Here is a 24,606-nt window from a genome sequence, read left to right on the forward strand (position 1 = left end):
TGCCCACCTCCGCGGGGGAGGTGGGCATCGCTCGGGTTTCTCAGGAACGCTCGGGTCCCTCAGGAAGAGGTGCCGCGCGGGAAGGAGACCTCCACGCGCCGGTTCTTCTTCCGGCCTTCCTCGGTGCTGTTGTCGGCGATCGGGTACTGCTCGCCGTAACCACGGATCTCGAAGCCGATGCCCGGCAGGTCCTTCGCCAGCACCGCGTGCACGGCGTTGGCGCGCTGCTTGGACAGGACGTCCCCGTGCGCCGACGAACCGAGGTTGTCGGTGAAGCCGAAGACGCGCACCTTGGTGGCGTTCTGCTTCTTGATCTCGGCCGCGATGGCCGCGATACGGGAGTTGGCCGCGGGGCTCAGCTTGGCGCTGTCCTTGCCGAAGAGGACTTCGGCCTGGAGCGCGAACTTGACGTTCGCGTTGGTGTCCTCGCGGCGCTCCTCGCCGCCCATGTCCTCGACGACCTGGACGATGTCGAGGACCCGGGCGGGGGCGAGCGTGGCACCGTCGACCATCTTGAGGTCGGGGTCCTTGCCATCCACCGCTACGGGCGGCGTCTCGGACGCCTCGGTACCCGGCGGCACGCTCGGCCCGTCGTCGGCCAGAGCGGCCGAGGCACCCATGACGGATGTCCCGGCCATCAGCACCACAGCCGCGACTGCCATGCCAGTCAGTTGAATCGGACCACGTCGCTTACGGGTGTAGGTCATATCGACGTCACCCGGAAATCTTCAGCGACGTGGTGGCGAACGTCGGCAGGTTGAAGTCGACCTCGGTCGTTGCGGCCGGGGGCGCCGGGAACTGCATGAAGACCGGTACGGACGCGCCGGGTTGGACAGCGGACATGCCGGTCGTGCACAGGCAGCGGCCGTCGGTGTCCCGCAGGATGTAGTAGCGCTTCTTGCCCGTCTTGTCCACGAGCGTCGCACCACCGACGGAGTTGAGGTTCTTACTGGTGATGACAGGCTCGCTACCTGCCCAGGCAGAGGGGTTGACCGGAGCCTGCCCCTGGTTCTTCAACTCGGCCTGGACCGTGACAAAGCCGCCCGCATCCCGCTTCACCTGATTCACGACCAAGAGCATGCCCTTGTCGCCCCTGGCTTCTGCGAGTTTCACATTCGGGTCCACGTTCTCCCCGGCCGCGGTGTCCTCCTGCTTGTCACCCTTGTTCTCGTCGGAGGACTTCGGGGAGGCGGGCGAGGACGGCGTACCGGGATCCTTCGTCCCTCCGCCGTCATCGGCACCGCAGCCGGTGACAGCCAGGGCCAGGGCGGCCACCAGCGAGGCGGCCGCCACTGCCCTTCGAGACTTGATGGAGCGCCGAATGCTCATCGCTTCTGATTCCTTTACTCGTCGTTCACTGTCAGCTGTCGACCAGGTGCACGTCAAAGAGGATCTTGCTCACCTGAGACCAGGGCGGAGGGCTCTCCGGGCTGATCGTGAGCATCTGCCCTCGGCAGAGGAAGAAGTACTGGTCCTGGACGCCGTCGTCGTTGTAATCGACGGACCTCCATTTGGGGCACCGCCACTCGATGACCGCGGTGGCGTGACCATTGGCGAACTTCTTCTTCATGCCGGGAACCACAGACGCACCCACGGGCTTGAGGGTCTTGACCTTGACGCTGATCTCGTCCCGCTCACCCCCGGGCGAAGCGATGCACCCGGACACGGGAGGGTCGATCTTCGCCCCGTTCGCCGCGGCGTACGAGTGGGCCGCAGGGCACCCGAGAACCGGATGCCCCTGGAGGAACACGTCCAATGTGCCTCCAGGCAAAGAGGCATAGAACGGGGCCCCGAAGAGCTCGCGGGACTGCTGAGCGGCGGCCAGTGCGGCGGAGTCCGCCGCTCCCTGGGCTCCATTGCGCAAGGCGGAGGCCTTGCCGACGGTAAAGAAGGCAAACGCGAGGAAGAGCAGGCCCGCCACCATCACAACGTAGATGGGGAAAGCCTGCCCTGCCTCGCCGCGAAGCTTCGCGGTCATTAGCCGGCCTTGATCTGCGAAACCAGGTCGGAGATCTTGCTCGAGATCGAGCCACCGATGCCCGAGGCCGCGATCGCGCCGATGATCGCCACGACCACCAGGATGATGCCCAGGTACTCGAACGCCGTCTGGCCGCGGTCCTTGTTCTCGAAGCGCTTCTGGATGGCGCTGACCGTGGTGTTGGCCCAGCCGTTGACGCGGACGGCGGTCTTCAGGGTGATGTTCGACATGGTGTTCCCCTCCGGGTTCGGCCGACCGGAAGCCGGCCGACTCGCAAGTTTCTTGGGTGTCGCCCGCGGAACCGGCTTCCTCCTGGCCGGTGCCGCTGGCGACATGAGAAACATACGGCGGCGAGCCCTGCTCACCTGAGGGTCCCAGGGCCCATTCCCGGGCCCAAAGCGTCAGTTGGGTCTTCGGTCCCCCTGCGGGCGGCCGGGGCCCACGCCCCGCCATCGGCCCGCTCGTGCTCTCCCTCTGCTGCTCAGCCACGGCGACCACCGGCCCCGTGTGCCCCATGGCCCGCGATGGGCGCCGTGCCGAGCCAGCGGGCGATGGCCTCGCTGCGGCTGGTGCTGTGCAGCTTGGTGAAGATGCGGTTGATGTGGTTCTTGACCGTCTTCTCGCTGATGAAGCAGGTGGCGGCGATCTGCTGATTGCTCATGCCGGAAGCGATCAGCTCCATGACCTCCACCTCCCGCGAACTCAGTCCGTACTGCTGCCTGTTGACCGAGGCATCCGATTCCCCGGCCATGGAAGACTGTGCCACAGTCGGTTGCATCTGCGAAAGACCTTGCGGTGTACGGACCGGTCGCGGCGCAGGTGGCGCCGGTTCGGGCTGGCGTGTGTGCGCGGGTGCGGCATGTTGCTGAACGGAACTCGGGGCGTGGCCGTCGTACCCGGAGCCCTGGTACGGAACGCCGGTGGTCAGCGCCGTTCCGAGTCCTTCGGGCAGGGGGCCGGAGCGCGGCCCGGAGCCTTGGCGCATATGGGCGAGCAGGGCATTGGCGGCGGTGGCGGTGAAGTGGGCCCGGCCGTCCTTGGTGTCGCGTACGGCCTGCACCAGCTGGTCGGCGGTGAACTCGCCGTGGACGAGGTAGCCGCTCGCGCCCAGCCGGAGCGCCTCGTGGACGATCTCGTTCTCCCGGCTGTAGGTCAGCATCATCACGGGTGCAACCCGCACCAGGTGCGGCAGCGCCGATATGCCGTCGACGCCGGGCATGCGGACGTCGAGCAGAACGACGTCCGGGCGGTGCCGGACGGCCATGTCGTAGGCCTGGCGGCCGTCCGTGGCCTCCGCGACGACCTCGATGTCTTCGCGTCCGGAGAGCAGGACGCCGAGGCCGGCCCGGACCACGGGGTTGTCGTCCGCGACGACGACCCGCAGGGCGCTGGGGCCCGCCGGGGGCGTGGCCGCGGGGAAGGGCGGCAGGGACTGGGATGCCGCGGACTGCTGGGGAACGGGGAAGGACGGGGAGCTGGGCTCCGAGGTGAGCGGTGTGACGTGCGAGGACGTGTGCTGGGACGCGTGGTGCGGTGCGGCCCAGTTCTGGCCCGGGGCGCGGGAGACGTCGTCCGGCATCTGCGACCTCCTCTCAGGGTCTGTGGGTCTATGGGGGGTGAGTGCGGAATACGGACGGTTCACTGGGGCGGCTCCGCTCCGGAAGGGGCGAGCAGAGCGACGATCGGCAGTTCCAGGCGGACCTCGGTGCCCTTGGCCGCCTGGCCCTTGCCGATACGGATGCGGGCGCCGATGGAGGCGGCGCGCTCGACCATGCCGACCAGGCCGAAGTGCCCGGCGTGCCGGAGGTCGTCGAGGGTCGTGCCCGGGGGCAGGCCGCGCCCGTCGTCGTAGACGCTGACGCGCAGCACGTCGCCCTTCACCCCGGCGAGTACGACGAGGTAGGTGGGGTGGGCGTGGCGTTGGGCGTTCTCCATCGCCTCGGAGGCGATGGTGAGCAGCTGGCGGGCGACGACCTGGGGTACGGGCGGGATCGGTGCGTCGTTGAGCAGCCGGAAGGTGGCGGCGAGTTCGTGCCGCTTGGTGAAGTCCTGGACGCGGGCCCGGAGTTCGCGTACGACGTCGATGCCGCCGTCGAGTCCGGACTCGCGGCGCAGGTCGGAGAGGAGCTCGCGGGACTCGGCCGCGGCGCGGCGGGCCGAGCGGGCGACCAGTTCGGCCTGGTGCTTGACGGTGAGCGGGTCCATCCGGCCGGAGGAGGCGGCCAGCCCGTCGGCGGCCAGGGCCAGACCGTGCAGGGTCTTGGCCACCGAGTCGTGCATCTCCCGGGCGAGGCGGGCCCGTTCGCCCTCCACGGCCTCGCTGACGGCCAGCCGGGCTCTGGTCTCGGTGAGGGCCTGGCTGGCGGATCCGAACCGGAGGAGGAGATTGCGCAGGGTTACTCCCACCGCTCCGGCGATCACGCAGAAGCCGGGAAGGAGGAATGCCGTCGCCCCGGCGGCTTCCAGCTTCGGGTCGGTCCCGTACACACCGAGCACGATCGCGGTCTGGAGTGCCGCGAAGACCGCGGCGCCGCGCCAGCCGTATACCAGCCCGGCCAGCAGCGGGGTGCAGACCGTGACGTAGGCGAGAGTGGATTCCGGCGTGGCGGTGATCAGCAGCAGTGCGCCGAAGAAGGCGTCTATGCCGAGCAGCCACGGGTGACGCAGCAGGACGGGCCCGAACCGTTCCCAGTCACGGAAGAGAACGTAACTGCCCATGAAGGTGACGAGTACGGCGGCACCGATCAGCCAGGTGGCGAGGCCCGAGGCGGCGTGGTCGATCGCGAAGGGCGTGGCCACCGCGATCATGGCGAGCCGGAATCCGAAGACCTGGCGGCACATCGCCTGGAGCGCGTTCAGCTGGATCGCGAACGCCGGACGTGAGCCGGGGTCCGCGATCGCCTGACGCACCTGCGCGTTCAGTCCGGCGTGGATGCCGCCGAGCTGGAAAGACATGAGCCTGTCACCTCCCTCCGGTGGCTCTGCCACCACCCGCCGCGTTCACGTCATCCGCCCATGAGGGTGCTGAAGTCGACGTTGACGCCGTAGACGAAGCCGACGGTCAGCATCACGAGCGTGCCGGGGAGCAGGAACGTGGTGACGGCGAAGGTTGCCTTGGGCACCGCCCTGGCCGCCTTCCGCCGGGCGTTCTGGGCATCGGTGCGCCGCATGTCGTTGGCGATCTGGATCAGCGTCTCGACGATCGGGGCACCGAGCTCCTCGCCCTGCTGGAGCGTGGTGACGAACATCGCGACCTGCTCCGAGTCGTTGCGCTTGCGCAGCTGGTCGAAGGCCTCACGACGGCTGACGCCCATGTCCATCTGGCGCAGGGTGATGCGGAGTTCGTCGGCCCAGGGGCCCTCGTACTTGTCGGCGACCCGGGCCAGCGCCTGCCGGAAGCCGAGTCCGGCGGAGACGACGACGGCAAGCACGTCGAGGAAGTCCGGAAGGGTCCGGTCGATGTGATCACGGCGAATGCGGACCGCGGACCAGATGCCCACCTCGACCCAGAAGATGCCGAAGGCGATCAGCACCAGGGAGAGAAAGATCTGACCGCGGATGATCATTGAGAAGGCCCCGAGCAGGCCGAGCCCCCCATAGACCGCCCGGCGGGCGGCATAGCGGTCGATGGTCAGACCGCCGGGGTTACCGGCCATGTCGATCTGTCGGCGCTTCTTGTTGACGGCCTTGGGACCCATCATGCGGAGCACCATGGGCGCCCAGCGCATGCCGAGGCGGTCGATTCCCGAGCCGACCGCGCTGGTGCGGGTGGAACCGACCTCCAGCGCGATCGCGAGGTCGCCCGGGAGTTTCGCGTCGGCCCGGTACATGCGGATGCCCGCGACGGCCCCGAAGACCGCGAGTCCTACGACACCTGCCAGCAGCAGATCCATGTGTGCGTCGCCCTTCAGACGTCGATCTTGGAGAGGCGGCGGATCACGATGAATCCGATCGCGTACAGGGCCAACGAGACGATCACCGCGACCTGTCCGATGAATGCTCCGGTCATGCGGTCGAGCGCGCCGGGCATGACCGCGTTCATCAGGAGCATGGCGCCGAGGCCGAAGGCCGGAACGGCGTACGCGGTGACGGTGACCTGGGAGAGCTGGGTCTTGACCTCGCGCCGGGTCTCCTTGCGCTCCTCCAGCGTCTCGGTGAGGTTGCGCAGCGAGCTGACGACCGTACCGCCGGCCCGGTTGGACAGGACGAGGGTGGTGACGAGGACGACGAGCTCGCGGGAGGGGAGCCGGTCGGTCAGCTCGCTCATCGCGTCCTCCAGCGGCTCGCCGACGGCCAGGCGCCGGGAGACCCGGGCCAGCTCCTCACCGGCCGGGTCCTCCATCTCGTCGGCCGCCATGCCGATGGACGTGCGCAGCGCCAGACCCGCCTGGGTGGCGTTGGCGAGGATGCGGGCGAGTTCGGGGAGCTGGTTGATGAAGTGCTCGGTGCGCTTGGTGCGTTGCCAGTTCAGGAAGGCGTTGGTGCCCCAGAGGCCGATGAGGGCGGCGACCGGGCCGAAGAAGCTGGCGAGCAGGGACGACGCGATCATCCACAGGCCCGCCATGGCGACGACGGCGTAGACGAAGAACTCGCCCGGGGTGATCTCCAGACCGGTGGCCGCCAGTTTCAGTTCGAGCTTGCGGCCCAGGCCGGTCTTCCGCAGGCGGCTGTCCAGTGCCCGGAACCGGCGTCGGCGGCCGGTCTCCGGTATGTGCCCGGTGTGCGAGAGGCGGTCCACCAGGGCGTCGCGGTCGGCCTTGCCGCCGCTGTAGGCGTGCAGGCCCGCGACGCCGGTGACTCCGGCGATCAGCGTCACACCGATGGTGAGCAGTGGGAGATTGGTCATGGCTCGGTACCTAGTTGGCCTCTCGGGTGGCGAGCTGTTCGGCGGAATCGGCGACCCCGAAGGCCTGCGGGATGGGCTGGCTGGCCATGTAGAGACGCTCGGCGATCTTGCGTGGGAGCGGGAGGTACGAGAACTCGCCGTTGATCCGTCCTTCGGCGTCCATCGGCTGGGCGTTGAACTTCGCGACGGTCACGATGCGGTAGGGGTCGCGCCCGTGCGAGTCGAGGACGGCGATCTCGGTGATCTTTCTGGAGCCGTCGGCGTGCCGGGTGAGCTGGACGATCACGTCGACGGCGCTGTTGATCTGGTCGTGCAGGGCCTCGAAGGGGATCTCGATCTCGGACATCGACGCCAGCGTCTGCAGACGCATCAGCGCGTCCTCGGCGTTGTTGGCGTGGACGGTCGCGAGCGAGCCGTCGTGACCGGTGGACATCGCCTGGAGCATGTCGAGCGACTCGCCGCCACGGACCTCACCGACGACGATGCGGTCGGGGCGCATACGCAGGGAGTTGCGGACCAGGTCACGGATGGTGATCTGGCCCTTGCCCTCGACGTTCGCCGGACGGGACTCCAGCCGGATGACGTGGTTCTGCTGGAGCTGGAGCTCGGCGGAGTCCTCGATGGTGACGATGCGCTCGCTGTTGGGGATGAGGCCGGAGAGCGCGTTGAGGAGCGTGGTCTTCCCGGTGCCGGTGGCGCCGGAGACGATGACGTTGAGCTTGGCCTGGACGAGCCCGGACAGCAGGATCAGCATCTGGTCGTCGAGCGAGCCGACGTTGATCATTTCCTGGAGCGTGAAGGCCCGGGGGAACCGTCGGATGGTGAGCGTCGCGCCGGTCAGGGAGAGCGGCGGGATGATCACGTTGACACGTTCACCACTGGGTAGACGCGCGTCGACCATGGGGTTCGACTCGTCGACGCGGCGGTTGACCGTCGACACGATGCGTTCGATGGTCTGCATCAGCTGCTCGTGCGAGCTGAACCGCATCGGCAGCTGCTCGACCCGGCCGCTGCGCTCGACGAAGATCTGGTCGGGCCCGTTCACCATGATTTCGGTGATGGACGCGTCCTCCAGGAGCGGCTCCAGGATGCCGAGGCCGAGCGCCTCGTCGACGACCCGGCGGATCAGCTGGGTGCGTTCGACCGTCGAGAGGACGGGCCCCTCGCGGCTGATGATGTGGCTGAGTACGCGCTCCAGCCTCGCCCGCCGGTCTGCGGCGGCGAGCGAGGACATCTCCGCCAGGTCGATCTCCTCGAGCAGCTTGGCGCGGTAGGTGGCCACCATGTGGCTGTCCTCCCGCGCCCCGCCGTTCTTCTCGGGGGCGGTCATGCGTGCCCGCAGACTCATTGCGTAACTCCTCGTTCGGAAAAACTGTGGTGCCCTGGTCGTGCGGGATGGGCGCCGGTCAGCCTCTCGGCATGGTGGAACTGCGCTCGGCCCAGCCCCAGTCGTCGATCCCGGGCACGACGGAGGGAATCCTCACGCGGGTGGTGTACGTGACTTCGCTGTCCCCACCGCTCCGCCTGAACTTCGAGTTCTTGTAGCTGCCCAGCCAGTCGCTCATCGCGTCGCGGCCGGCCCGCTCGGAGCTCCCGCGCGGAACGTCCTGCGTGGCGGTACGTGCCGCCGCGCGAGCGCCCGTGCCCGCCTGGTTGGCGGCGTACGCGGCCACGCCCAGCTGGATCGCGAAGAGGCCCACCAGGAGCAGCAGCGGGATGAAGCCCATGTACTCGATGGCGACCTGGCCGCGGTCCCGGCGGGCCGCGGCGGCCTTCCGGCCCCGTACACGTACGCGCATGCTCATCGCTTGGCCTCCAGCGGCGACGCGGCATTGCCCTCGATGGTCATCGGCCAGTTGAGTACGCCGGGCACCAGGACCGGCACCTTCAGCTGCACCGTGGCCTTGTACAGGGCCCCGGAGTTCTCGCACCTGGTCCGCTTCATGGACTTCCGCCACACCGGCGGCAGGTCCTCCTCGGCCGCTTCCCGGCACGCCTGGCCGCGGTACGAGCCCTGGGTGATGGCGCCCTTGTGCGCCGCCTGGTCCGCCGAGTTCCCCGCGAGGGAGAACGTGTAGCCGATCAGGGCGCACTGCCAGAGCGCCACCAGCAGCAGGATGATCAGCGGAGTGACGCCCAGGAACTCGATCGCGGTCTGGCCGCGGTCCCGGTCCTGGTGGCGGGTGAGGAGGCGGATACGGGTGCGGGTCCCGGGGCGGGCCGGGACGGCGTCACCGTGCTGCCCGCCGCGTATCTCCGTGTCTCTCGTCTCGGTGAGTGTCATTGGTCAACTTGCCCCCTGGGTCGTCGCCCGGTTCCGGTTGCCGTCGCGGTCGCGGCGGCGCCCGATCGAGCCTCGGTCGTTCTTGAACTTCGCGTTGCTCTTCGCGCTGTTCTTCTCGGCCTTCTCAGGAACCTTGACGATGCCCAGCTCGCCCGCAAGGGCCCAGAGGGCCTGTTTGACCGTGCTCTTGGAATCGAGCTCGTGCAGTCGACCCGCGTCGACCACGCTCTGCAGTTCCTTGAAGTTGGCGGGAACGGCCGTGTTGGCCGTGGTGGTGCCGGTGATCTTCTCGATGAGCTGCGGCTGGATCTCGGTGTTGCGGATGAAGCGGTTGACGACGGTGACCGTCTCCTCCGCCTTGCGGATCTGGAGCCGGTCCCACATCCGTACGACCCGCTTGGCGCCGCGCACCGCGATCACGTCGGGCGTGGTGATCAGCAGCGAGGTGTCGGCCATCTCGATGGCCGCGGCGTTGGCGCCGTTGAGCTGGCTGCCGCAGTCGATGATCACGACCTCGTGGCGCGAGCGCAGGGCGCTGACTATCTGCCGGGCCGAGCGGTCGCTGACCTCCTCGGCGCTCTCGCCCTCGCCGGGCGCCAGCAGCAGCGCGAGGCCCGTGGCGTGGCTGAACACGGCATCGGCCAGCACCCGCGGCGAGATGTCGGTGATCGTCGACAGGTCGACGATCGACCGGCGGAACTGAACGTCGAGGTACGAGCCGACGTCACCGGCCTGGAGGTCCATGTCGACCAGGGCGACGGTGCGCCCGGACGCCTGGGCCGCCAGGGCCAGCTGCACGGCGGCGACGGTGGTGCCGACCCCGCCCTTGGCGCCGCTGACGGAGATGACCGTACCGCCGGGACCGGTGAAGACATCGTTCCCGGAGGTGAGGTGGCGGCGCACGCCGAGGGACCACTGGGCCGCGGATTGAACCCGGTTGGCCAGTTCTTCGTAACTGAGGGGGAGGGTGACGACGCCGCGCGCGCCCGACTCCATCGCGGACGAGAACAGACCGGGGGTGACATCGGCGGTGATCAGTACGACCCCGATGGCGGGGAAGCGGAGGGAGACCTCCCGGATCAGTTCCAGCGCCGGCACCGGCCCGATGCGCTCGTGGACCAGCACGACCTCGGGCAGATCGTCGAGCGATTCGCCGGCGAGCCGGGCGAGGGTGTCGATGAGCTGCGTCGAATCACTGACCGGTGCGGCCGGCTCCGCCTCGGGGAGCTGGCTGAGCAGGGTGGTGACGGATCTGGCCGCGTCGATGTCACCGACGGCCGGGAGGATCCTCGTGGTCATTCGATCCTCACTTGTCCTTGTCGAGGGTGTAGGTGCGGTCCCCCGGACGGATGGTGCTGTCGCTGCCGGAAGCCAGCAGCGCGAGGCGTACGTGCTCCGCGAAGGACTCGGCGTAGGCGATGCGCTGGGTGTCGAGCGTGTTCAGCGCGAAGGTGATCGGCACGGCTTCGGTGCCCATGTTGGACTTGCCGTCCTGGCTGGGCTCCAGGGGCGTGAGCTTGCCGACGTCCAGGACCTTGGCGTTGGAGACGATGACCTTCGACTGGGAGGCCTCGCCGTCGCGCTCACCGGCGAAGGTGGCGTAGATGTTCACGGTGGCGCCGGGGGTGATCTTGCCCGCGACACCGGTCGCGGCGTCGATCATGATCGCGATCTCCTGCTCACCGGGCTGGAGCTCGGGGCGGCGCTGCATCATGTCGGACTGGAGCAGGGAACCCTTGCGCAGCTGGGTGACGGCGATCTTGCCGTTCACCTCGGAGAGGTCGGTGACCGCGTTGCGGGAGAGCCAGCGCTTGGGCATCGAGACCTTCTCGAACTGCCCGGTGGACAGGGCGGTGTAGGGCGCGACGTCGGACTTCAGCTGATAGGCCGAGACCTCGGGTCCGACCTTGGAGTTGACGTCACTGATCACCGAGAGCACGCCGGCGAAGGCGCCGAAGGCGCACAGAACCGACAAAAGCAGGAGTATCACGCCGCGGCGCTGACGGGAGTTCATGGGCCGGACAACCTCGTTCGATTCGGATGCATGGGGCAGCGGACGGAAGGGCGTCTACGGAGGAAAGCGGAAGCGCTAGGAGTGCGGTGGTGCGAGCGCTTCGTGGCTGAGGACACCGGCGGAGTGCATTCGGTTCTCGGTCGCGGGAAGCGGGGAGGAGCAGAACCCGCAACGATCACCGATGAGTTCCATGCGGCACCAGTGGCAGGTCTCACGGCGTACGGAGGCCACCAATTGGTACAGGACGGAGAGGTCTGGCAGATAGGCGGCGAATTCCACCAGCTTCCCGGTCCCCCACCACGCCGGGGACTGGGACGGAAGGGCGGATTCGTGAATGGCCTGGACCTGCCACGCGGGTGCGAGGGTCTCCTTCACCCACTCGGACTGCGACTGGCCTTTGGCGGTCATGAGGTGGGTGCCGAATTCGGGGCCGGCCGGCGGATCGGACTTCGGGCCGATCTTGACCAGTTGCGGCTCGGGGCCCGCGACGACGGCGAACTGGGAGCCCGGCACCCAGGACTTGGCATGGGTCTTGAGGTCGACCGGAACGCGGTCGAACCTGGTGACCGAGTGGAGCAGGGCGCCCGCGTGGATGTAGTGCGTCAGCAGCCGGGCGGCGGAGGCGACCACCCCGGGGCTGAAGTCACATATCGACAGCTGGCGCAGCTGCCTGACGAGCACGGCGACACCCAGCGGCGGGAGGTCCACCTTGACCAGGGCGATGCGGTCGCTCTCCAGGACCGAGCGCACGGAGTAGAGCCGGCGCTCGTGGGCGGGCGAGATGCCTGACGGGTAGACCGCGACGACGTAGCCGTGCTGCTCCAGCAGTACGTGCATGTCACCGATCGCCATCTCCAGCGCCTGGGCGTCCGGAGCCTGCAGCAGGGCGGCTGTCGGTGTCTGCTGATCGGTAGGAGGAAGTACCAGATCAGCATTGGTCACTGCTATTGCGGTCGGCACGCTGTTCCCCGTTTCGGCTCCGGCCTGACGCCGGTCATGGCGTCGGCCGCAATCGCTCCTGCTCCGCGGTCTGGCTCAGCACTTTATCCACGTCCTACCTGGCAGAGAACACTTTTCGAGGGGCAGTCCGACAACACATGCGAGGCGCCCGCGTAACGCCCGTGTGCTAAATCGGAGCAAATCGAAAATCGTCAAATTCTGTACCACTGCGGAGGGTTACCGACCAGCCTTCCCGCGTTCCGGACCGGATATTCATCGGCGCACGTCAGCGCGGACACGGAACCGGCGGAACATCCCGCACGGCCGCCGCCGGCCGACGGGACGCTCACTGTCCGAGCACCCTCGCATGATCGCCCGGACAAGGTTACGGAAGGTCAACAAAACGTCAATGTGTGGCCACGAGAACGTGACTTCGAGCCTGCCGGGCGGGTCCGGCGGGGGTACGGGCGGCTCGGCGCGGGGCGTAAGCGGAGCGGGCCGGGGGCGCGGGCAATGTGAGTGCGGGACGGATCCGGGAGCGGCACGAAGGACCGCCCGGGGGCCGTCCGGCGCGAGCGGCGAACCGGGTTCCCGCTGCCAGAGGTCTTGACAACTCTATTGGTCTGGACCAGTTTTGTCGGCCAGCGGTGGCCACCGTTCCCTCTGCTCCACATCCCCGTCTTCCCCCCCGTCACCTGCCGGCCGCCCCGGGCGGCGCCGGACCACCCCGCCGGCCCGCCCGGCCGCTCCCGGCAGGCACCACCGACTCCCCACGGAGGCAGCAAGTGGAACGTTCCCCCCTCGGCGCCCACAGAGTCCGCGGGCGCCGCGGCCGCATCCGGCGCGGTGCCGCCACGGCCGTCCTCGCGACCGTCGCACTGACCGCCACGGGCCTGGTCTCCAGCGCCCAGGCCGCCGACATCAACGTCGCCAAGAACGCGGGCTTCGAGTCCGGACTCGCCAACTGGACGTGCACCAACGGCAGCGGCGCCACCGTCTCCTCCCCCGTGCACGGCGGCACCGCCGCCCTCAAGGCCACCCCGGCCGGGCAGGACACCGCGCGCTGCTCCCAGACCGTGGCCGTGAAGCCGAACTCCACGTACACGCTCAGCTCCTGGGTGCAGGGCGGTTACGCGTACCTCGGCGCGAGCGGCACCGGGACCACCGACGTGTCGACCTGGTCGCCCGGCTCCTCGAACTGGACGCAGCTGAACACCAGCTTCAAGACCGGTGCCAATACCACCTCCGTGGAGATCTACACGCACGGCTGGTACGGGCAGTCCGCCTATCTGGTCGACGACGTCTCGGTGAACGGCCCCGACGGCGGGGGCGGTTCGGACCCCGACCCGACCGTTCCGTCCGCCCCGGCCGGTCTCGCGGTCGGCGCGACCACCACCACCTCCGTGTCGCTGTCCTGGAACGCGGTCTCCGGCGCGACCGGCTACACCGTCTACAGAGACGGCCAGAAGGCGACCACGGCCACCGGCAGCTCCGCGACCGTCACCGGGCTGAGCGCCGACACGGCGTACCAGTTCACGGTGACGGCGACCAACGCGGCCGGTGAGTCCGTGAAGTCCGCCGCGGTGAGCGCCCGTACGGCCAAGGAGGGCGGCGGCAACCCGAACCCCGGCACCTCCGTGCCCAAGCACGCGGTCACCGGCTACTGGCAGAACTTCAACAACGGCGCGACCGTGCAGAAGCTCAGCGACGTGCCCGCGAACTACGACATCATCGCGGTCTCCTTCGCCGACGCCACGACCACCCCGGGCGGGGTCACCTTCAACCTGGACACCGCCGGGCTGAACGGCTACACCGTCGACCAGTTCAAGGCCGACATCAAGGCGAAGCAGGCGGCCGGGAAGAACGTCATCATCTCGGTCGGCGGCGAGAAGGGCACCGTCTCCGTCAACAGCGACACCTCGGCGAACAACTTCGCCAACTCCCTCTACTCGCTCATCCAGGAGTACGGCTTCAACGGCGTCGACATCGACCTGGAGAACGGCCTCAACTCCACGTACATGACGAAGGCGCTGCGCTCGCTGTCGCAGAAGGCGGGCTCCGGTCTCGTCATCACGATGGCCCCGCAGACCATCGACATGCAGTCGACCGGCGGCGAGTACTTCAAGACGGCGCTCAACATCAAGGACATCCTGACCGTCGTCAACATGCAGTACTACAACAGCGGTGCGATGCTCGGCTGCGACGGCAAGGTCTACTCGCAGGGCTCGGTGGACTTCCTCACCGCGCTCGCCTGCATCCAGCTGGAGGGCGGCCTCGCCCCCTCGCAGGTCGGCCTCGGGGTGCCCGCCTCCACCAGCGCGGCGGGCGGCGGCTACGTCTCCCCCTCGGTGGTGAACGCGGCCCTGGACTGCCTCGCCTCCGGCACCAACTGCGGTTCCTTCAAGCCCGCGAAGACGTACCCGGACATCCGCGGTGCGATGACCTGGTCGACCGCCTGGGACGCCAAGTCGGGCAACGCCTGGTCCAACGCGGTGGGCCCGCACGTGCACGGCCTGCCGTAACCACCGGCGGGCAACCACGACCAGCAGCGCCGCCGCTCCCCCGGCGGCGCTGCCGCACGTTCGGGACATGTCCCGGACCGGCAACAGAGTGACCGGGACGGCCCCCCTCCATGGCTGTTCGGGCATGCTCGTGTCACCGTGAGGAGGCTCAGGTGCGGTGTGACGGGGGGACAGGACATGACCGGGGCGCGGATTCAGGCATTGAGTGACGACGATCCCGCGACGCTCGGGCCGTACCGGCTGATCGGACGGCTGGCGTCCGGCGGCATGGGGCGGATCTATCTGGCCGCGGACGACGCCCGCGGCGGTCCCCGCGGCGGCAGGGCCGCGGGCGGCGAAACCGGCGGGCGGGGGCTCGTCGCGGTGAAGACCCTGCTGGCCGAGGGAGAGGTCAGCGCGGTGGACCGGCGGCGCTTCGCCCGCGAGGTGGCCCTGGCCCAGCGGGTCGACAGCGCGTTCACGGCACGGGTACGGGACGCCGACGCGGACGCCGAGCGGCCCTGGATGGCCATCGACTACATCGCGGCCCCCTCCCTCGCCGAACTGGCCCGCAGCTGCGGGGTGCTGCCCGCCTCGGCCGTACGGTGGATCGCCGCCGGGACCGCGCAGGCACTGGTCACCCTGCACGGGGTGGGCATCGTGCACCGCGACGTGAAGCCGCAGAACGTGCTGCTGCCGCTGGAGGGCCCCCGGGTCATCGACTTCGGCATCTCGCACGCCAGCGACCTCACCCTCACCGGGCTCACCCTCGGCACGATCGCGTTCACCTCGCCCGAGCAGGCGCGCGGCGAGGCGTCCACGGCCGCCTCCGACGTCTACTCGCTGGGCGCGACGCTCTTCCTGCTCGCCACCGGACGCCCGCCGTACCGCGCGGACGGGGACACTTTGAGGCTGCTGGCCCGTGTCCAGCGCGGCGAACTCGATCTGACCGGACTGCCGAAGGAGCTGGTCGGGACGGTCCGGCCGTGCCTGGACGTCGACCCGCAGCAGCGCCCCGAGCCCGCCGAGCTGCTCGCCCGGTTCCGCCGGGCCCAGGCCGGGATGCCCGCCACATGGAGCGGCGCCCGGTGGCTGCCGCCGCGGTGGACGGAGCTGATCGGCGCGTACGCCGCGCAGGGGCTGGAGCTGGCGGAGGGGCGGGCCCGGCCGGACGTCCCGGCCGACGAGCGGCGGACCGAGCGCCGCGCCCCCGGGCAGCACACCGCCGGACAGCGCACCCGGGTGGTGCCGCCGCCCCGGCCGACGCTGATCTACTCGCCCGAGCGGCAGGCCCGCGCGGATCGCGACCGGGCCCGCCGCCGCGACCGTACCCGGCAGGAGATGGCGGCCCTCCTGGAGCTGGCGGAGCGGCAGCGCGAGGAGCAGGCCGAGCGGGAGCGCGAGGAGCGCGAACGGGCCGAGCACGTCGAGCGGGAACGCGCCGAGCGCGCGGAACGGGCGGAACGCGAACGGGCGCAGCGGGCCGAACGGGAACGCGCCGAGGCGGCCCGCAAGGAGGCCGAACGCCTCGAACGGGAGAGGGTGGCGCGGGAGAAGGCCGCACGGGAACGGGCGGCGCGGGAGCGGGCCCGGCGGGAACGCGAGGAGCGCGAGCAGGCCGAACGGGCCGAACGGGCCGAACGCCGACGGGCTGAGCGGGCGCGGCGGCCCGCACCGGCGCGGGCGGCCTCTTCCTCGGCCTCCGGCCCGTCTTCGTCCTCCCCCTCGAATTCGAAGAGTTCGTCGGGCGGGTCGTCGAACTGGGGCTGGCTGGTCGCCCTGATCGTCATCGGGCTGCTGCTCTGGCAGCCGTGGGACAGCGCGAAGTCGTCCGACGGCCCGGGCTCGTCCGGCTCGACCGGCGCCGGTTCCGTCGCGGGCACCAGCCTCGGCGCCCCCACGCACGGCACCGGCGCCGACGACTCCGGCACCGGCGGTTCCAGCACCGACGACTCCGGCGACGACGAGGAGTCCACCCCGACGCCCACTCCGACACCGACGCCGACGCCCACCCCGGACGCCACCGACCTGGCCTTCGCCGCGGTGCGTGCCGGTGACTGCCTCGATGTGTACAACGACGGGCACGGCGGCATGAGCACCGGCCGCCCGATCCGGGTGGGGTGCCGGGCGGCGAACGCGTACATGCACGTCAGTCGGGTGAGCACCGCCGCCGGGGCCTCCGGCTCCTGCGACAGCGGGGCGGGCTTCACCTGGTGGCGCAAGTCCGGTGCGGACGGTGTGGTGCGCACGCTCTGCCTGGACCGGGTGTACCAGGTGGGCCAGTGCTTCCCGGCGAAGGTCAACGGGGCCACCAACGCCGATCTGACGGTGGTGTGGAGCTGCGACGCCTCGACCGTGCCGGTGGCCGGGCAGTCGATCCTGCGGATCACCGGCTACTACCGGGCGCCCGCGCCCGGCGCGAACTGGACCTGTCCGTCCGGGAGCGGCGAACGGTTCTGGTACTGGCCGGTGAACCACGGCAAGAGCCTCATCTGCGCCTCGGCGGCCTGACCGCTGCGGCCACCGTCACGGCGGACTCGACGGCGGACTCGACGGCTGGCTCGGCGGCGGGGCTCGACGGCGGTCGATGCCGCGGGTGCGGGGAGCGCGGCACGGCGCCCTGCGAGGCGGGGCGCCGTGCGGTGGTGCGGGTGCGGCACATGGGCCGGCTGGTTCAGCCGAGGACCGCGAGGGCGTCGATCTCGATCAGCAGGCCCTTGGGGAGGCCGACGTAGACCGTGGTGCGGGCGGCGGGGGGCGCGGTGAGGTTCTGCTCGGCGAAGTACGCGTTGTAGATCTCGTTCATCTCGGCGAAGTGGTCCACGTCCGTGAGGTAGACGCGCATCATCATCACGTCGTCCCAGCTCGCGCCGCCCTCCTCCAGGATCGCCTTGACGTTGGCGAAGGTCTGGAGGGTCTGCTCGCGCAGGGTCGGACCGGCGGGGGTCGGGGCCCGGCCCTCCACGGCGGGCAGGAAGCCGACCTGCCCGGCGACCTGGAGGATATTCCCCTTCTTCACCCCGTGCGAGAACTTCGCGGGGGGCGTGGTGTGGGTGCTCGGGGTGAGGGCGGTCTTCTCGGTCATGGCAGTTCAGGCCTTCTCGGGTCGGGTGGTGCCGGAGTACTCCCGGCTGATGGACTCGGCGGTGCGGCGCACCAGGGGGAGCAGGGTGAGGAGTTCCTCGGCCGTGACGACGACGTTGGGCGCGGAGACCGACATCGCGGCGACGACCCGCCCGTCCGCGCCCCGGACGGGGGCGGCGACACAGTTGATGGACTCCTCGTGGCCACCGAGGTCGGTGGCCCAGCCCTGTTCGCGGACGACGGCCAGTTCCTTGAGGAACGCACCGGCGTTCGGGGTCGAACGGGACGTGTACATGGGGTAGTCGAGCTGCTCGGCGACGGTGCGCCGCTCGGCCTCGGGAAGGTCGGCGAGGAGCAGTTTCGCGACGGCGGCGACGGTGATCGCGACGGGCTTGCCGATCCGGGAGTACATCCTGACCGGGTAGCGGCTCTCCACCTTGTCGATGTAGAGCACCTCCTGCTCCTCGTAGACCGCGAGGTGCACGGTGTGGCCGCAGTTCCCGTTGAGCTCGGCGAGGTAGGGGTGGGCGATCTCCCGCACGTCGAGGTTCTCGACGGCTTCCTGGGCGAGGGCGAAGAGGCGGGCGCCGAGGCGGTAGCGCTGGTCCTGCTGGCGGTGGACCAGGCCGTGCTCGTGGAGCGTACGGAGCAGGCGCAGCGCGGTGGACTTGTGGACGCCGAGCCGCTCGGCGACCCGGCCGAGGTCGGCGGGCCCCTGGGCCAGCAGGGGCAGGATGCTCAGCGCCCGGTCGACGGTCTGGCTCATGTCGTACGTACCTCCTGGTCGTCCCCCGTCCAGCCGGGGCCGAGACGAAGTCTCCCCCAGGCCGTGTCGTCGAGTGCGGCAAGGGCGTCGGCGTGCGCGCGGGCGGGGGGTTCGGTGAGGTCGCCGGGGACGGTGAGGACGGCGGCGGCCATCAGGTGGCCGTGGCGGGCGCGGTCGCGCACCGGGAGGCCGCGCAGGGTGGCGGAGAGGAAGCCGGCCGCGAAGGCGTCGCCCGCGCCGACGGGGGCGACGACGTCGACGCGGAGGGCGGGGACGGTGGTGACGGTGTCGGTGCCGGGCCCGGATCCCGCGAAGACCGTCACGCCGTCCGCGCCGCGCTTCACGACCAGGACGGACGGCTCCGGCAGCGCCGCCCGTACCGCCTCCGTGCCGCTCACCCCCCATGCCTCCTGCGCCTCGTCCTCGCCGACGAAGACCAGGTCGGCGCGGCGGGCCAGGTCGAGGAGGACCCGGGGGGAGGCGTCGGTGCCGCGCCACAGGCCGGGGCGGTGGTTGACGTCGAAGGAGAGCGCCGGGCGGCCGGGGCGGGGCTCGGTCAGGTGGTGGAGCAGGGCCCGGCAGTCGGCGGAGAGCGCGGCGGTGATCCCGGACAGGTGGAGCACCCGGGCCGTGGGCAGCGTCTCGCGGGGGACGGTGTCCGGGGACATCGCGGAGGCGGCGGAGCCGGCCCGGTAGTAGGCGACCTCGTGTGCGTCGGTGGCCCGGTCGGTGGCGGTGCGGAAGTAGATCCCGGTGGGCCGGGAGGGGTCGCGGCGCACCCCGGAGGTGTCGACCCCGTAGCCCGCGATCGCCCCGACGAGGTGGTCGCCGAAGCCGTCCGCCCCGACCCGGCCGACCCAGGCCGTCCGGTGCCCGGCGGCGGCCAGCGCGCAGGCCACGTTGGACTCGGCGCCGCCTATGCCCCGGTCGAAGGAGGGGACGTCGGCGAGGCGTCCGGGCCGCGACGGCAGGAACGTCACCATGGACTCGCCGAGGCACACGACGTCGACGGCTGCCGTCCTGGCCGGGGTTCCGGACACGCGGGGCTCCTCAGAGGTGCGGCGGACAGTGGTCCGGGACACGGCACGGGCGTACGCCGTGGACCTCGGGCGTCGGCTCGGATCGTAGACACTGTCGAGCGTCATACGCAACGATCGTTGCACATGACGCAACAAAGAGACGGAACCGGCACGGGCCGTACGGGCGCGGCCGAGGGGTCGTTCCGGGCGCCGGCGTCCACCATTGACCGGGTGCCGGCCCGAGTGCTAGACACCCGTGAGCACTGCACGCAATGATCGTTGCGTAATATGCAACGGACGAGTTCCCGAGGAGGGTCCCCTTGGCCGCCCAGCAGTCCGCCGAACAGGTCGCCCAGCAGCCCGTCGCGCAGTCCGTCGCGCAGTCCGCCGAACAGCCCTCCGCACGGGCCGCCGAACAGGCCGCCGAACAGGCCCTGACGGCTCTCGACGGCGAAGTGGTCGACCACCGTTTCAAGGCGCTGCCGCCCGACGCGGCCGGCCTGACCGTCGGGGCCCTCGCCGCCCAGCGGCGCAACCTCCACACCGGCGGATTCACCACCCCGGTGCTCGCCCTGTCCGCCGAGTCGGTCGAGCACAACCTCGCCCTGCTGCGCACGTACACCGAGCACCACGGCCTGGCCTTCGCCCCGCACGGCAAGACGTCCATGTCCCCGCAGCTCTTCGCCCGCCAGCTGGAGCACGGCGCCTGGGGCATCACCGCGGCCGTCCCGCACCAGGCCCGGGTCTACCGGGCGTTCGGCATCCGGCGGATCTTCCTCGCCAACGAGCTGGTGGACGCCGCCGCGCTGCGCTGGCTCGCCGGGGAGCTGGACGCCGACCCGGAGTTCCGCTTCGTCTGCTACGTCGACTCGGTGCGCGGCGTCGAGCTGATGGACACGGCGCTGCGCGCGGCGGGCGCCTCCCGGCCGGTGGACGTCGTCGTGGAGCTGGGCGCGGGCGAGGGCGCCCGCACCGGGGCGCGTACGGAGGCGGAGTGCGCGGAGGTGGCCGACGCGGTGGCGGCGGCCGGGACGCTGCGGCTGGTGGGCGTGGCCGGTTACGAGGGCGAGGTCCCGGACGCCACCGCCGAGCGGGTACGCGACTGGCTGCGCCGGCTCGTCGCGCTGGCCGCCGCCTTCGACCGGGCGGGCCGCTTCACGCCCGGCGAGCCGATCGTGGTCAGCGCGGGCGGCAGCGCCTGGTTCGACGCGGTGGCGGAGGTGTTCGCCGGGATCCCGGAGCTCTCCGCGCCCGTACTGAAGCTGCTGCGCTCGGGGGCGTACGTCTCGCACGACGACGGGCACTACCGCCACCTCACCCCGTTCAACCGGGTCCCGGAGGAGGGCTCCCTGCGGCCGGCGTTCCGGCTGTGGGCGCAGGTCGTCTCCCGCCCGACCGCCGACCAGGCCTTCCTCAACGCGGGCAAGCGGGACGCGGCGTACGACCTCGACCTCCCCGAGGCCCAGGTGGTGCGCTCCGGCCGGGACGGCGAGGTCCGCCCCGCGACGGACATCACGGTCGACCGCCTCTCCGACCAGCACATCTGGCTGCGCACCGGACCGGACGCGGAGCTGGAGGTGGGCGACTGGGTGGGGCTGGGCCTCTCCCACCCGTGCACCGTCTTCGACAAGTGGCAGCTGATCCCGCTGGTCACCGAGGACGGAACGGTCACGGACTACGTCCGCACCTTCTTCTGATCCCGGCGTCCCGCTCCCCCCGCACGAAAGGCGCCCCCCATGGACCTGGTCATCCGCAACGCGTACGTCGTCGACGGCACCGGCACCCCCGGCTACCGCGCCGACGTGGGCATCAGGGGCGGCCGGATCGCCGAGATCCGGCCGGAGGGCGCGGCGGGTCCCCGCCCCTCGGGCCGCCGGGTGCTGGACGCCGATGGGCTGGCCCTGACGCCCGGCTTCATCGACATGCACGCGCACAGCGACCTCGCGCTGCTGCGCGACCCCGACCACAGCGCCAAGGCCGCGCAGGGCGTCACCCTCGAAGTGCTCGGCCAGGACGGACTGTCGTACGCCCCGGTCGACGACCGGACACTCGCCGAGGTCCGCCGCGCCATCAGCGGCTGGAACGGCGGTGCGCCCGAGGACACGAGCATCGACTTCGACTGGCGCACCGTCGGCGAGTACCTGGACCGGCTGGACCGCAACTTCGGCGGGCGGGGCATCGCCGTCAACGCCGCCTACCTGATCCCGCAGGGCACCGTCCGGATGTACGCGACGGGCTGGGAGGACCGCCCCGTCACCCCCGCCGAACTGGACCGGATGCGGGAGCTGGTCGCGCAGGGCATGAGGGAGGGCGCGGTAGGCATGTCCTCCGGCCTCACCTACACCCCCGGCATGTACGCGGACGACTCCGAACTCACCGCGCTGTGCCGGGTGGTGGCCGCGCACGGCGGCTACTACTGCCCGCACCACCGTTCCTACGGGGCGGGGGCGCTCGACGCGTACGCGGAGATGGTGCGGCTCACCCGGGAGGCGGGCTGCCCGCTCCACCTCGCCCACGCCACCATGAACTTCGGCGTCAACAAGGGCCGGGCCCCCGAACTGCTCGCCCTGCTCGACGAGGCGCTCGACGCGGGCGCCGACATCTCCCTGGACACCTACCCGTACACCCCCGGCAGCACCACGCTCTTCGCCATGCTGCCGAGCTGGGCGAGCGAGGGCGGCCCCGGGGCGGTGCTGGACCGCCTCGCCGACGACGCCACGGCGGAGCGCATCCGCCACCATCTGGAGGAGCTCGGTTCGGACGGCTGCCACGGGGTGCCGATCGAGTGGGACACCATCGAGATCTCGGGGGTGGGCACGCCCCGCCTCGCCGGCCACGTCGGGCGCACCGTGGCCGAGTCCGCCCGGCTGCGCGGCGAGACGCCCTGGACGACCGCGCGCCGCCTGCTGGTCGAGGACCGGCTCGGCCCCACGATCCTCCAGCACGTGGGCCACGAGGAGAACGTACGCCGCATCATGCGCCACCGGGTGCACACCGGCGGCAGCGACGGCATCCTCCAGGGCGACCGGCCGCACCCCCGCGCGTACGGCACCTTCCCGCACTATCTCGGCCGGTACGTAAGGGAGTTGGGCATCCTCTCGCTGGAGGAGTGCGTCGCCCACCTGACCTCGCGCCCGGCGCGGCGGCTGCGTCTGGCCGACCGGGGGCACGTCCGCGAGGGGCACCGCGCCGACCTCGTCCTGCTCGACCCGCTGACGGTGGCCGCGGGCTCCACCTTCGAGGCGCCGCGCACCGGGCCGACGGGCATCCCGCACGTCCTGATCGACGGCCGCTTCGTGATCGAGGACGGCCGCCGCACCCAGGTCCTGGCGGGCCGCGCCGTCCGCTCGACGGGGACCCGCTGAGCCGCGGCTACTCCCCCGCCTGCTCGCCCGCCTGCTCCTTCGCCTGCTCCTTCGCCCAGGCCAGGTCCTCCGCGGTCGGGGCGTCGTCCTGGGTGAGGCTGCGGCGCCAGTAGCCGGTGAACTCCACGGCCCCGCGATCCATCCCGCGCTCCTCGACCAGGTGGCGGCGCAGGGCCCGCACGGTGCCCGCCTCACCGGCCAGCCACGCGGCCCCGGCCCCCTCGGGAAGCCGGGCCGCCCGCACCGCGTCCAGCAGCGACCCGCCGCGGTCCCGGTGCACCCAGTGCACGACCACCTCCGCCGCCGAGGGCAGCGGGCGCTCCTCCGCCGCGTCGGCGACCTCGGCCCGTACGAGCGCACGCGTCCCGGCGGGCAGGGACTCCAGGAGGGTGGCCAGCGCGGGCAGCGCCGCCTCGTCGCCGGCCAGCAGCAGCCAGTCGGCGGCGGGCAGCGGGCGGGCGTACAGCGACGAGGGCCCCACCATGCCGAGCACATCACCCACGCGCGCCTCCCGGCCGAAGCGGGCGGCGGGCCCGTCGTCGCCGTGGAGCACGAAGTCGACCGTCATCACCCCGGCCGCCCGGTCGTGGCCGCGCACGGTGAAGCTCCGCATCAGCGGGCGCTCGGCCTCGGGGATCGCCAGGTACGCCTCGTACCACCGCATGCCGTACGTGTCGTCGGCGTCCGGCTCCGGCAGCCGGGGCAGCGCCTGGCCCGGCCTCGGGAAACAGAGCTTCATCTGCTGGTCGGGCCGGTCCTCCAACACCTGCGCCAGCGCGTCCCCCACGAAGGCGACACGCGCCGTCCGCGGGGTGACCCGCTCGACCCCGACGACCCGTACGTACGACACGGCCAACGCCTGCCCCATAGCGGCCCCCACCTCTCCGATGACCCGTCCGACTGATACTTTACGGCGTAAGGAATTGCTCGGGAGAAGTTACTTTACGGCGTAAGGAGTCGCAAGTGGTGGTCTTTGCCGGACAGGGCGACGCCCGCCGCTCGATGTCCCTGCTGTGGCGCGCCGGGCAGCCGGAGCAGCCCGCGCGCCGCCCCGGTCCCGGCCCGAGGCCGGGGCTGAGCGTGGACGCGATCGTGACGGCCGCGATCGCGCTCGCGGACGCGGAGGGGATGGCCGCGCTGTCGATGCGCGCGGTGGGCGAGCGGCTCGGCCGCACGGCGATGGCGCTCTACACCTACGTCCCCGGCAAGAGCGAGCTGCTGGACCTGATGTACGACCAGGTCCACGCCGAACTGCCCGCGGACTACCCGGAAGACGGCGACTGGCGGGCCGGGCTGACCGCCTGGGCGCGCGACGGGCTGGAGTTCCACCTCCGCCACCCCTGGGTGCTCCAGGTCTCCCAGGCCCGTCCGGTGCTCGGCCCGCACGAGTACGCGGGGATGGACACCCTGGTGCGCCTGCTGCGGGCGACCGGACTGGACGCCCGTCAGCTGCGGCGGCTGATCGGCACGCTGTCCCACTTCGTACGCGGCTGCGCGGGCACGGTCGCCGAGGCCCGGCAGGCCGCGGCGGCGACGGGCGAGCCGGACGAGCAGTGGTGGTTCGCGCGCTCGGCGCTGCTGGCCGAGGTGGCGCCCGATTTCGCGGGGCGCTACCCGAGCCTGGCCGCGCTGGAGGGCGAGAGCGCGCCCGGGGAGTTCACGCCGGGCGAGGAGTCGGTGCCGTACCTGGAGCGGGAGGCGCGGGCGACCTTCGAGGCCGGGCTCGGGGTGCTGCTCGACGGGATCGCGGCGGCGGTCGCCCGTACGGCGGAGGGCTGAGGGCCGCGGGAAGGGCCGGGCGGCACGCCGC

The 24,606-nt window shown here is 71.1% G+C and carries 23 protein-coding genes; 5 read left to right on the forward strand and 18 right to left on the reverse strand.

Going from position 1 to position 24,606, the window contains the following annotated elements; translation table 11 throughout:
• Window positions 1-59: 59 nt before the first annotated feature.
• The 14 genes from ACFCV8_RS03225 to ACFCV8_RS03290 form a co-directional block, all read right to left on the reverse strand.
• Window positions 60-662, reverse strand: coding sequence for an OmpA family protein (locus ACFCV8_RS03225; RefSeq protein ID WP_376683528.1), 603 nt, complete (start codon window positions 660-662; stop codon window positions 60-62).
• Between the two features lie 52 nt (window positions 663-714).
• The gene (locus ACFCV8_RS03230; RefSeq protein WP_376683529.1) at window positions 715-1,329 is read right to left on the reverse strand and encodes a hypothetical protein; all 615 of its coding nucleotides are present in this window, start codon (window positions 1,327-1,329) and stop codon (window positions 715-717) included.
• A gap of 31 nt (window positions 1,330-1,360) precedes the next feature.
• The gene (locus tag ACFCV8_RS03235) at window positions 1,361-1,978 is read right to left on the reverse strand and encodes a pilus assembly protein TadG-related protein (RefSeq protein ID WP_376683530.1); all 618 of its coding nucleotides are present in this window, start codon (window positions 1,976-1,978) and stop codon (window positions 1,361-1,363) included.
• Window positions 1,978-2,208 carry a Flp family type IVb pilin gene (locus tag ACFCV8_RS03240; RefSeq protein ID WP_376683531.1) on the reverse strand — a complete coding sequence of 77 codons (231 nt, stop codon included), beginning with the start codon at window positions 2,206-2,208 and terminating at the stop codon, window positions 1,978-1,980. Before ACFCV8_RS03240 ends, ACFCV8_RS03235 begins: the two co-directional genes overlap by 1 nt.
• A 251-nt stretch (window positions 2,209-2,459) precedes the next feature.
• Window positions 2,460-3,557 (reverse strand): response regulator, encoded by a 1,098-nt coding sequence (locus tag ACFCV8_RS03245; RefSeq protein WP_376683532.1) that lies wholly within the window; start codon window positions 3,555-3,557, stop codon window positions 2,460-2,462.
• A gap of 59 nt (window positions 3,558-3,616) precedes the next feature.
• A complete protein-coding gene (locus ACFCV8_RS03250) occupies window positions 3,617-4,933 on the reverse strand; it encodes a sensor histidine kinase (protein ID WP_376683533.1) in 1,317 nt (438 codons plus the stop codon).
• A gap of 50 nt (window positions 4,934-4,983) precedes the next feature.
• Window positions 4,984-5,871 (reverse strand): DUF5936 domain-containing protein, encoded by an 888-nt coding sequence (locus tag ACFCV8_RS03255; RefSeq protein WP_376683534.1) that lies wholly within the window; start codon window positions 5,869-5,871, stop codon window positions 4,984-4,986.
• Between the two features lie 14 nt (window positions 5,872-5,885).
• The gene (locus ACFCV8_RS03260) at window positions 5,886-6,824 is read right to left on the reverse strand and encodes a type II secretion system F family protein (RefSeq protein WP_376683535.1); all 939 of its coding nucleotides are present in this window, start codon (window positions 6,822-6,824) and stop codon (window positions 5,886-5,888) included.
• Window positions 6,825-6,834: 10 nt separating this feature from the next.
• Complete coding sequence (locus tag ACFCV8_RS03265) at window positions 6,835-8,172, reverse strand: CpaF family protein (protein ID WP_376683536.1); 1,338 nt, start codon at window positions 8,170-8,172, stop codon at window positions 6,835-6,837.
• 58 nt (window positions 8,173-8,230) lie between these two features.
• Window positions 8,231-8,629 carry a TadE family protein gene (locus ACFCV8_RS03270; protein WP_376683537.1) on the reverse strand — a complete coding sequence of 133 codons (399 nt, stop codon included), beginning with the start codon at window positions 8,627-8,629 and terminating at the stop codon, window positions 8,231-8,233.
• Entirely contained in the window at window positions 8,626-9,108 is a 483-nt protein-coding gene (locus tag ACFCV8_RS03275) for a TadE family protein (protein ID WP_376683538.1), read from the reverse strand. Before ACFCV8_RS03275 ends, ACFCV8_RS03270 begins: the two co-directional genes overlap by 4 nt.
• 3 nt (window positions 9,109-9,111) lie before the next feature.
• Complete coding sequence (locus ACFCV8_RS03280) at window positions 9,112-10,407, reverse strand: CpaE family protein (protein ID WP_376683539.1); 1,296 nt, start codon at window positions 10,405-10,407, stop codon at window positions 9,112-9,114.
• A 7-nt stretch (window positions 10,408-10,414) separates the two neighbouring features.
• Window positions 10,415-11,122 carry a Flp pilus assembly protein CpaB gene (gene cpaB, locus ACFCV8_RS03285; RefSeq protein ID WP_376683540.1) on the reverse strand — a complete coding sequence of 236 codons (708 nt, stop codon included), beginning with the start codon at window positions 11,120-11,122 and terminating at the stop codon, window positions 10,415-10,417.
• A 75-nt stretch (window positions 11,123-11,197) separates the two neighbouring features.
• The gene (locus ACFCV8_RS03290) at window positions 11,198-12,082 is read right to left on the reverse strand and encodes a hypothetical protein (protein ID WP_376683541.1); all 885 of its coding nucleotides are present in this window, start codon (window positions 12,080-12,082) and stop codon (window positions 11,198-11,200) included.
• A 764-nt stretch (window positions 12,083-12,846) separates the two neighbouring features.
• On the opposite strand from ACFCV8_RS03290, the gene ACFCV8_RS03295 reads away from it, so the two are divergent.
• Both ACFCV8_RS03295 and ACFCV8_RS03300 read left to right on the forward strand, forming a co-directional pair.
• Window positions 12,847-14,583 carry a chitinase gene (locus tag ACFCV8_RS03295; protein WP_376683542.1) on the forward strand — a complete coding sequence of 579 codons (1,737 nt, stop codon included), beginning with the start codon at window positions 12,847-12,849 and terminating at the stop codon, window positions 14,581-14,583.
• 201 nt (window positions 14,584-14,784) lie between these two features.
• Window positions 14,785-17,073, forward strand: coding sequence for a serine/threonine-protein kinase (locus tag ACFCV8_RS03300; RefSeq protein WP_376683543.1), 2,289 nt, complete (start codon window positions 14,785-14,787; stop codon window positions 17,071-17,073).
• Between the two features lie 163 nt (window positions 17,074-17,236).
• On the opposite strand, the gene ACFCV8_RS03305 is transcribed toward ACFCV8_RS03300, so the two are convergent.
• From ACFCV8_RS03305 to ACFCV8_RS03315, 3 genes are read right to left on the reverse strand one after another with little or no spacing between them, the layout of a single operon-like run.
• Entirely contained in the window at window positions 17,237-17,647 is a 411-nt protein-coding gene (locus ACFCV8_RS03305) for a RidA family protein (protein WP_376683544.1), read from the reverse strand.
• 6 nt (window positions 17,648-17,653) lie between these two features.
• A complete protein-coding gene (locus ACFCV8_RS03310) occupies window positions 17,654-18,412 on the reverse strand; it encodes an IclR family transcriptional regulator (RefSeq protein ID WP_376683545.1) in 759 nt (252 codons plus the stop codon).
• On the reverse strand, window positions 18,409-19,452 hold the full coding sequence (locus tag ACFCV8_RS03315; RefSeq protein WP_376683546.1) for a sugar kinase: 1,044 nt from the start codon (window positions 19,450-19,452) through the stop codon (window positions 18,409-18,411). Before ACFCV8_RS03315 ends, ACFCV8_RS03310 begins: the two co-directional genes overlap by 4 nt.
• Before the next feature lie 413 nt (window positions 19,453-19,865).
• On the opposite strand from ACFCV8_RS03315, the gene ACFCV8_RS03320 reads away from it, so the two are divergent.
• Together ACFCV8_RS03320 and ACFCV8_RS03325 are read left to right on the forward strand one after the other, a co-directional pair.
• Window positions 19,866-21,128, forward strand: coding sequence for an alanine racemase (locus tag ACFCV8_RS03320; protein ID WP_376683593.1), 1,263 nt, complete (start codon window positions 19,866-19,868; stop codon window positions 21,126-21,128).
• Window positions 21,129-21,167: 39 nt separating this feature from the next.
• Complete coding sequence (locus ACFCV8_RS03325; RefSeq protein ID WP_376683547.1) at window positions 21,168-22,796, forward strand: amidohydrolase family protein; 1,629 nt, start codon at window positions 21,168-21,170, stop codon at window positions 22,794-22,796.
• Window positions 22,797-22,803: 7 nt separating this feature from the next.
• Here ACFCV8_RS03325 and ACFCV8_RS03330 read toward each other — a convergent pair whose 3' ends face one another.
• A complete protein-coding gene (locus ACFCV8_RS03330; RefSeq protein ID WP_376683548.1) occupies window positions 22,804-23,664 on the reverse strand; it encodes a siderophore-interacting protein in 861 nt (286 codons plus the stop codon).
• Window positions 23,665-23,759: 95 nt separating this feature from the next.
• Here ACFCV8_RS03330 and ACFCV8_RS03335 point away from each other — a divergent pair, with 95 nt between their 5' ends.
• On the forward strand, window positions 23,760-24,575 hold the full coding sequence (locus tag ACFCV8_RS03335; RefSeq protein ID WP_376683549.1) for a TetR/AcrR family transcriptional regulator: 816 nt from the start codon (window positions 23,760-23,762) through the stop codon (window positions 24,573-24,575).
• The last annotated feature ends 31 nt before the right edge of the window (window positions 24,576-24,606 follow it).

The sequence above is a fragment of the Streptomyces sp. NPDC056347 genome (assembly GCF_042262625.1).
Classification (GTDB): domain Bacteria; phylum Actinomycetota; class Actinomycetes; order Streptomycetales; family Streptomycetaceae; genus Streptomyces.

Bases quoted from the DNA above. Each gene is read 5' to 3' on its own strand.
- ACFCV8_RS03225 (WP_376683528.1), bottom strand. From the start codon at position 662: ATGGCAGTCGCGGCTGTGGTGCTGATGGCCGGGACATCCGTCATGGGT.
- ACFCV8_RS03230 (WP_376683529.1), bottom strand. From the start codon at position 1,329: ATGAGCATTCGGCGCTCCATCAAGTCTCGAAGGGCAGTGGCGGCCGCC.
- ACFCV8_RS03235 (WP_376683530.1), bottom strand. From the start codon at position 1,978: ATGACCGCGAAGCTTCGCGGCGAGGCAGGGCAGGCTTTCCCCATCTAC.
- ACFCV8_RS03240 (WP_376683531.1), bottom strand. From the start codon at position 2,208: ATGTCGAACATCACCCTGAAGACCGCCGTCCGCGTCAACGGCTGGGCC.
- ACFCV8_RS03245 (WP_376683532.1), bottom strand. From the start codon at position 3,557: ATGCCGGACGACGTCTCCCGCGCCCCGGGCCAGAACTGGGCCGCACCG.
- ACFCV8_RS03250 (WP_376683533.1), bottom strand. From the start codon at position 4,933: ATGTCTTTCCAGCTCGGCGGCATCCACGCCGGACTGAACGCGCAGGTG.
- ACFCV8_RS03255 (WP_376683534.1), bottom strand. From the start codon at position 5,871: ATGGATCTGCTGCTGGCAGGTGTCGTAGGACTCGCGGTCTTCGGGGCC.
- ACFCV8_RS03260 (WP_376683535.1), bottom strand. From the start codon at position 6,824: ATGACCAATCTCCCACTGCTCACCATCGGTGTGACGCTGATCGCCGGA.
- ACFCV8_RS03265 (WP_376683536.1), bottom strand. From the start codon at position 8,172: ATGAGTCTGCGGGCACGCATGACCGCCCCCGAGAAGAACGGCGGGGCG.
- ACFCV8_RS03270 (WP_376683537.1), bottom strand. From the start codon at position 8,629: ATGAGCATGCGCGTACGTGTACGGGGCCGGAAGGCCGCCGCGGCCCGC.
- ACFCV8_RS03275 (WP_376683538.1), bottom strand. From the start codon at position 9,108: ATGACACTCACCGAGACGAGAGACACGGAGATACGCGGCGGGCAGCAC.
- ACFCV8_RS03280 (WP_376683539.1), bottom strand. From the start codon at position 10,407: ATGACCACGAGGATCCTCCCGGCCGTCGGTGACATCGACGCGGCCAGA.
- cpaB (WP_376683540.1), bottom strand. From the start codon at position 11,122: ATGAACTCCCGTCAGCGCCGCGGCGTGATACTCCTGCTTTTGTCGGTT.
- ACFCV8_RS03305 (WP_376683544.1), bottom strand. From the start codon at position 17,647: ATGACCGAGAAGACCGCCCTCACCCCGAGCACCCACACCACGCCCCCC.
- ACFCV8_RS03310 (WP_376683545.1), bottom strand. From the start codon at position 18,412: ATGAGCCAGACCGTCGACCGGGCGCTGAGCATCCTGCCCCTGCTGGCC.
- ACFCV8_RS03325 (WP_376683547.1), top strand. From the start codon at position 21,168: ATGGACCTGGTCATCCGCAACGCGTACGTCGTCGACGGCACCGGCACC.
- ACFCV8_RS03330 (WP_376683548.1), bottom strand. From the start codon at position 23,664: ATGGGGCAGGCGTTGGCCGTGTCGTACGTACGGGTCGTCGGGGTCGAG.